5 protein-coding genes are annotated in these 6,328 nt (G+C 61.8%); 3 read left to right on the top strand and 2 right to left on the bottom strand.

From position 1 onward, the window contains the following. On the bottom strand, nt 1-1,924 hold a 1,924-nt coding region (locus HCN58_RS36855; protein WP_171582998.1), incomplete at its 3' end, for a M10 family metallopeptidase C-terminal domain-containing protein. Between the two features lie 348 nt (nt 1,925-2,272). On the opposite strand from HCN58_RS36855, the gene HCN58_RS30255 reads away from it, so the two are divergent. From HCN58_RS30255 to HCN58_RS30245, 3 genes are all read left to right on the top strand, one after another. Next, nucleotides 2,273-3,466 carry a CaiB/BaiF CoA transferase family protein gene (locus HCN58_RS30255; RefSeq protein ID WP_171582997.1) on the top strand — a complete coding sequence of 398 codons (1,194 nt, stop codon included), beginning with the start codon at nt 2,273-2,275 and terminating at the stop codon, nt 3,464-3,466. A 254-nt stretch (nt 3,467-3,720) separates the two neighbouring features. Beyond that, entirely contained in the window at nt 3,721-4,197 is a 477-nt protein-coding gene (locus HCN58_RS30250) for a type II 3-dehydroquinate dehydratase (protein WP_235984007.1), read from the top strand. 11 nt (nt 4,198-4,208) lie between these two features. Next, nucleotides 4,209-4,868, top strand: coding sequence for a hypothetical protein (locus HCN58_RS30245; RefSeq protein WP_171582996.1), 660 nt, complete (start codon nt 4,209-4,211; stop codon nt 4,866-4,868). Nucleotides 4,869-5,082: 214 nt separating this feature from the next. Here HCN58_RS30245 and HCN58_RS30240 read toward each other — a convergent pair whose 3' ends face one another. After that, nucleotides 5,083-6,285, bottom strand: coding sequence for a glycosyltransferase family 4 protein (locus tag HCN58_RS30240; protein WP_171582995.1), 1,203 nt, complete (start codon nt 6,283-6,285; stop codon nt 5,083-5,085). Between the last annotated feature and the right edge of the window lie 43 nt (nt 6,286-6,328).

Raw genomic sequence — 6,328 nt, 5'->3', positions numbered from 1 at the left:
CGCCAACCGGATTGAGCTGATACACATTGCCGGTCTGGACGAGACTTGTGGATCCCGATGTCTCAATCACGACGTTAGGAACGCCGATCACCCCGTCACCATTGAGGTCTTGAGCAAAGCTCGTCTCGATCGATTGCAGGGCGGCACTGCCGCCCGAAACGGAATCGAGCAATTTCACCGTGTCATTGCCGTTGGTGTCGGTGCTCCAGACCGTGTATTGATCAGCTCCCGCAAGCTTCCAGGCGACCTGATACCCGCTCGCCGTCGCCTCCGCACCGATCGGGATCCAGTTTCCGAATTGGCCAGCCAAGATGTTCGTACCGAGATATTTGAGCGACGGGCCGGTACTTGTGCCGTTCACATAGAGATAATAGCTGCTCCCCAACTGGGTCAGCGTGGTTGCACCGAGGGATTCGACGACAACGGGCATGGCGTAGGCACCGATCAAATCCGATAGGCTTATTATGACGTTGCCCGAAATGTCGATCGCAAAATCGGCGACCCCGTCGCCGTTGGTATCGCCCTGCAGGGTCGTGATGCCGGCGGAGCTGTTATAGAAATAGTTGAGTTCGCCGGCCACACCGTGGAAGGCGGTGGTGGCGATGAACTTGAACTGATCGTAGCTGCCGGTGCTGCTGATCGCATCGAAACCGCTGAGGTCGATGCGGTCCGCTCCTGAAACAAAATCGGTGATGCGGTCATGCTGGCCGCTCGCGACCGAGCTTTCACCCAGCAGAAATACGAACGTGTCGCCGCTACTGCCGCCGGTCAGAGTGTCGATGCCGGAGCCGCCGATCAGCTTGTCGTTTCCGGCACCACCGATCAGCGTATCGCTGCCGCCGCCGCCCGTCAGCGTACAGCCCGTGTCGCTTGCTGTCAGCTTGTCATTGCCGCTGCCGCCGATCGCCTTCTCGATGATTGCGTTGAGCGCGATCCCGATGTTGTTGACGAGGCCGCCGACCGAGGAGAAGGCGCCGGAGTGCAGGTCGATGGTCTGGGCCGACGAATAGCCGGAGCAATCGAGCGTGTCGTTGCCGCCGCTGTCATAGATCGTCAGCGCCGGCGCCGAACTGTAGTTGCCGAAATTGAAGACCACGCCCGCATTGCTGCTGAAGCCATAGACAGTATCGCCGATCCTGGTCGAGGTCGCCGCCCCGTAGATCGAAGCCATGGCGTAGATGTCCGCCATCTGCGGCGTGACCACGTAGCGGTACGAACTTCCGGAATAATTGTGTTCGCCGAAATACGACATGATCGAATATTGCCAGGTGTCGTTGGCGTAGATCGCATTGGTCGAATACGACGCGCTGCCGTTGTACGGTCCCTGGTGGCCGAGGCCGAGCGCATGGCCGATTTCGTGGATGTAGGTCTGGTAGGCGTAGCTATCGATGCCAGTCTTGCCGTCGTTGGCGCCGCCGTCGGTGGTGACCCAGTCGGTACTGATGTTGATGATCTGGTAAGAGATCGCGCCGCTCCCGGACCACTGGCCACTGGAGTAGGCCTGCATCGTGCCGTTGTGGGTGAACGTGATGTTCGCGGCGCCGGAAGTTTGGACGAAGCTGATATTGGCAACGTCAGACCATGCCTGCAGCGCCGATAGCGCGAGGAACTGCTCCGCCGAATTCAGGCCGTTAATATTGAAGGTGATGGTGCTGGAAGCCCAGTGATGGGCAATGTTGTTGTTGTCTTGCCAAAAACCGTTGACGAGGTAGTTGGCGAGCGTCGCGATCGACGCGACCGGCTTCGCGGCATATACCTCGCCGCTGGACACGGCTGCGGCGTCTAGGGCCAGCGGGTAAGGCTCGCCGTCGTCGCCAAACTCTTCGTCGTGCGCCCCGTCATGATGAAGCGCGCCCACGCCCGCCCCGGACGCAAACCGCTGGAAGGCCCAGATCTCATCGGAAAACAGATCATTCTTCTTCATCGATCAGGCCTGTCAGCAGGTCGTTCGGTTGCGCGAGAATCGCAAAAGCACACGGAAGGCTAGAATCGCCTTCATTAAGGCTTGTTTACTGGCGGGCGTTGTCGTGCGTCTGCTTTACGGTGCATTACGGCGAAAAGCAGAATCTCAGGCACCCATCCGTAGTCTTGCGGGGTCGGATTCCGGCTGTTCGCGCTAGCCGTCCCGCCGATCCAATAAAGGAACCTTGCTGCTCCCAACGATTGGCCTCGCCGGGCGCCGGAACAAGCAGTTGGAAATCGGCACCAGATTTGTTTAAGTCGGATCGGGCTGCTCCCTCCCAACGCGAAATCCAAAAAACAAGGTTTCTCAATGCCTTTCCCACGCGCTTCGCAGGCCCTTTCCCGCTTCACCGTGCTCGATCTGACCCGCGTCCGGTCCGGGCCGACTTGCGTTCGGCAGTTGGCGGACTGGGGCGCCAACGTCATCAAGATCGACGCGCTCTTGGAGGATGGCGGCGGCGAGCAGCCGGGCGGCCCGCGCCATGGCTCGGATTTTCAGAATCTGCACCGGAACAAGCGGGCCATGACGCTGAACCTGAAGGACCCGAAGGGCCTCGAAGTGTTCAAGCGCCTCGCCGCCAAGGCCGACGTGGTGGTCGAAAATTTCCGCCCCGACGTGAAGGCAAAGCTCGGCATCGATTATGAGAGCCTGCGCCAGGTCAACCCGCGCCTCGTCTATGGCAGCATCTCCGGCTTCGGCCAGGATGGCCCCTACCACAAGCGGCCGGGCTTCGATCAGATCGCGCAAGGCATGGGCGGGCTGATGTCGGTCACCGGCGCGCCGGGCCAGGGCCCGATGCGGGTCGGCATTCCCGTCGCCGACCTCACCGCCGGGCTGTTCTGCGCCCTCGGTATCCTCACGGCGCTGCTGGAGCGCGACGTTTCCGGCGAGGGTCAGTGGGTGCAAACCTCGCTGTTGCAGGCGCAGATCTTTATGCTGGATTTCCAGGCCTCGCGCTGGCTGATGGAGAAGGAAGTCGCCAAGCAAGCCGGCAACAACCATCCGACCTCGATCCCGACCGGCGTCTTCAAGACCTCCGACGGCTATATCAACATCGCGACCACGGGCGGGCGGATCTGGGAACGCTGCGCGCAAGCGATCGGTGCCCCCGAGCTGATCACCAACCCCGATTACGCCACCGCGCCCGCGCGCTCCAAGAACCGCGATGCGCTGAACGAAGCGATCGGCAAACTTACCGAAAAAAAGTCGACGGAAACCTGGGTCAAGGAATTGAACGAAGCCGGCGTGCCCTGCGGCCCGATCTACTCGATCGACCAGATGTTCGAGGATGCCCAGGTCAAGCACCTCGGCATCGCGCAACATGTGCCGAACGATGAGAACCGCCACATCCAGCTCGTCGGCCAGCCGGTGACGCTGTCGCGCACGCCAAGCAAGATGGCCGCGCGCCCGCCGGAATTCGGCGAGCAGACGGAAGAGGTGCTCACGGAGTTCGGCTTCGGCAAGGACGAGATCGCGGACCTCAGGCAGCGCAAGGTGGTGTAGGCCTCCGCCGTCGTTGCGGGCCACCCGGTCGGCGCGAAGCGCCGCCGGATGACAGGCTCCGCGAAGCAATCCATCTTTCGGCTTGCGGGCACGATGGATTGCTTCGCTTGCGCTAGCAATGACGCGGTGAGGCTCCTGCCTCGCTTCAGAGATCCGCCCTGCCTCCACCGCCGTGCCGGCGAAATGGTTCACCGACTGACATGCCGTCGCGATTCGCTACACTGTCTTGTCGCCAATCCCATGAAAGGCATTCCATGCGCATCATGATCCTCAATGGCCCAAATTTGAACATGCTCGGCATCCGCGAGCCGCACATCTACGGCTCGACCACGCTCGATGCCATCAAGGCCTCGTGCGAGGAGTTCGCCGCCTTCACCGGCACGCAATTGGCGTTTCACCAATCCAACCACGAGGGCGAGCTGGTCGACCTGATCCAGTCCGCGCGGACTTCGGCCGACGCCCTCATCATCAATCCCGCCGCCTACTCCTTCACCTCGATTGCGATGTTCGACGCCATGAAGATCTTCGAGGGGCCGATCTACGAGGTGCACATCTCCAACATTCATGCCCGCGACGAGCTGCATCGGCATTCCAAGCTTTCGGCAGCCGTGAAAGGCGTGATCGCGGGCCTCGGCCCCTATGGTTACATCGTAGCGATGCAGGCCGCACTGCAGGGGGCCGGCCAACTGCCCGCGGCCATTCCGGCCGCCATGCGCATCGGACCAAAGTAGGGAAGCCCGACATGCAGGGATCCGGTTATCTCGCGATCTGGAGCGATCTGACGCCGCAGGACGAAACCGACTGGGCGCACTGGATCACCCGCGAACACGCCGCCGAGCGCGTCGGCATCAACGGCTTCCTGGCCTGCCGCATCTTCCGCGCACTGTGCGCGTCGGTGAACCGTTACTTCATCCTCTACGAACTTGAAGACGAGCGCGTCGTCGGCGGGCCGGACTATCTGGCGCGGCTGAACGCGCCGACGCCATGGTCGCAACGCATCATGCCCCGGCTCCGCAACTTCGCGCGCGGCGGCGGCCGTGTCGCAGCCTCGGCGGGCACCGGCCAAGGCGGCATCGTCGCGCCGTTGCGTCTGGACACAGTCCCCTCCTGGGACGCTGCCGAACTCGTCGCTAGTCTTACTCGCCTCGACCGGATCATTGCCGCGCGGCTTCTGCTCACCGACATCGCGCACACCTCGATCATGACGAGCGAGAAAGGCATGCGAAGCAAGGATGACTCCTTCGCTGCCCTGCTGCTGATCGAGGGACTGGATGAAGCCGCCGTCCGCGATGCCCTTCATCATCTGCGCAAAACGCTTCCCACCGAAGATCACGGCATCATCGACAGCCTGCCCCTGTACCGTCTCGCGTTCAGGTTGCCGAAAAGGCTGCTGCCGGCTTGAGGCAACTGCTGTACATCGACGCGTGCTATTGGCCTACATTCTGGGGCGCGACCACCTCGCGAACCGGGAATCTATTTTCGTCACATACTCCGCATGCTGATTCTCATTGCTATTGTAAATTTCTAAATTTACTTCGTGTTCGGACGTGCTGCGGATAACTGTCTCCTTCATCCGCCTCGCGAAAACACGGATTTACTCATGGGTTTTCCGCGCCTTAATTGGGCCTTTTCTGAACAAGCTCGCGGATTAGCTCGCAATAACTGGCCATGGCCGCGTTGAAATCGAAACGCCTGGATATCTGGGTCGCGCGTTCGGCCCGCTGCGCGTTGTCCGAACCTGCCGCGCGACGTATCACGTCGGCCAATTCATCTGCCCTGCCCGGCGTCACGACCCAGCCGATATCGTGCTCGGTCACCGTCAACGCCGCCTCGGCATCCGCTTCGGAAACCAGGATCACCGGGCGGCCGATCGCCAGGAGATTATAGAACCGGCTCGGCACCGATACGCCGGCGACGTTCTTGCGATACGGAATGATCCAGGCGTTGGCAGCCGACAAAAACGTCTCGAGCTGCTCGTCCTCGACGCGGTCGACCAATGTGACGTTGGGAAGCCGTACTTCGTCCTGCATGGACTTCAACTGGTCGAACCCCACGCCCCAGCCCGACAGCAGGAAGTGGATATCGCTATTGTCGCGCAACAGGCGCGCGGCCTCGAACACGACGACGGAATCGTGGGTGAAGCCGAGATTGCCCGACAGGCCGACGACGTAACGGGCGGAAAGCGCGCGGCGAAAAGGATTATCAGGCGTGATTGGGCGAACGCCGGGCGCAAGCGTCGCCCAGTTCGGAATGAAGTGGATCTTGTCCCGGGTCATTCCGCCATAGCGTAGCAACAGCTTTTCGGTATCGCGGCCGATGATGACGACGGCGTCAAGCGCGCGAAACATCGGTGCGTTCATGGCATGCATCGCCTTGGCCAGCAACGATTTGGGCTTCAGCAGCCCTGCCATGACGAGGACGTCGGGATAGAGATCGTGCATGATCAGCACCGATCTTGCGCCCTTCAGCTTTGCGGCGACGGCGAAGGCGTAAGGTAGCATGAAGGGCGCCGGAACGGTGAGCGTGACATCGCCGCGCCGCAGCCTCGCCAGCATCGCCACGAACGTCCGCGCCGTGAACAAGAGCTCGGCCAGCGCGCGCTTGAGCAGCGCCGCCTTGCCGGGCATCCGGTTCTTGATCTCGATGACATGCACCCTGCCGGCGGATGCCGCGGTAGCGGAGCCCGCGGTGCCCGACAGCACCAGCACCTCGGCTTCCTGCGCCACGCGCTCCGAAATGGCCGCTACGATCGCGGCCGTCGTGCTCGGATCCGGCGGATAGTGCTGGCTGACGACGACGACTTTGCCGGAGTTCTGCATGATAGCTTTCGAAGCGGTCTGCACGGCCGGCGGGCACAGGAAA

Source organism: Bradyrhizobium australiense, assembly GCF_013114825.1.
Classification (GTDB): domain Bacteria; phylum Pseudomonadota; class Alphaproteobacteria; order Rhizobiales; family Xanthobacteraceae; genus Bradyrhizobium; species Bradyrhizobium australiense.
This window is presented reverse-complemented; position numbering and strand designations above follow the sequence as displayed.

Bases quoted from the DNA above. Each gene is read 5' to 3' on its own strand.
- HCN58_RS30245 (WP_171582996.1), top strand. From the start codon at position 4,209: ATGCAGGGATCCGGTTATCTCGCGATCTGGAGCGATCTGACGCCGCAG.
- HCN58_RS30255 (WP_171582997.1), top strand. From the start codon at position 2,273: ATGCCTTTCCCACGCGCTTCGCAGGCCCTTTCCCGCTTCACCGTGCTC.
- HCN58_RS30250 (WP_235984007.1), top strand. From the start codon at position 3,721: ATGCGCATCATGATCCTCAATGGCCCAAATTTGAACATGCTCGGCATC.
- HCN58_RS30240 (WP_171582995.1), bottom strand. From the start codon at position 6,285: ATGCAGAACTCCGGCAAAGTCGTCGTCGTCAGCCAGCACTATCCGCCG.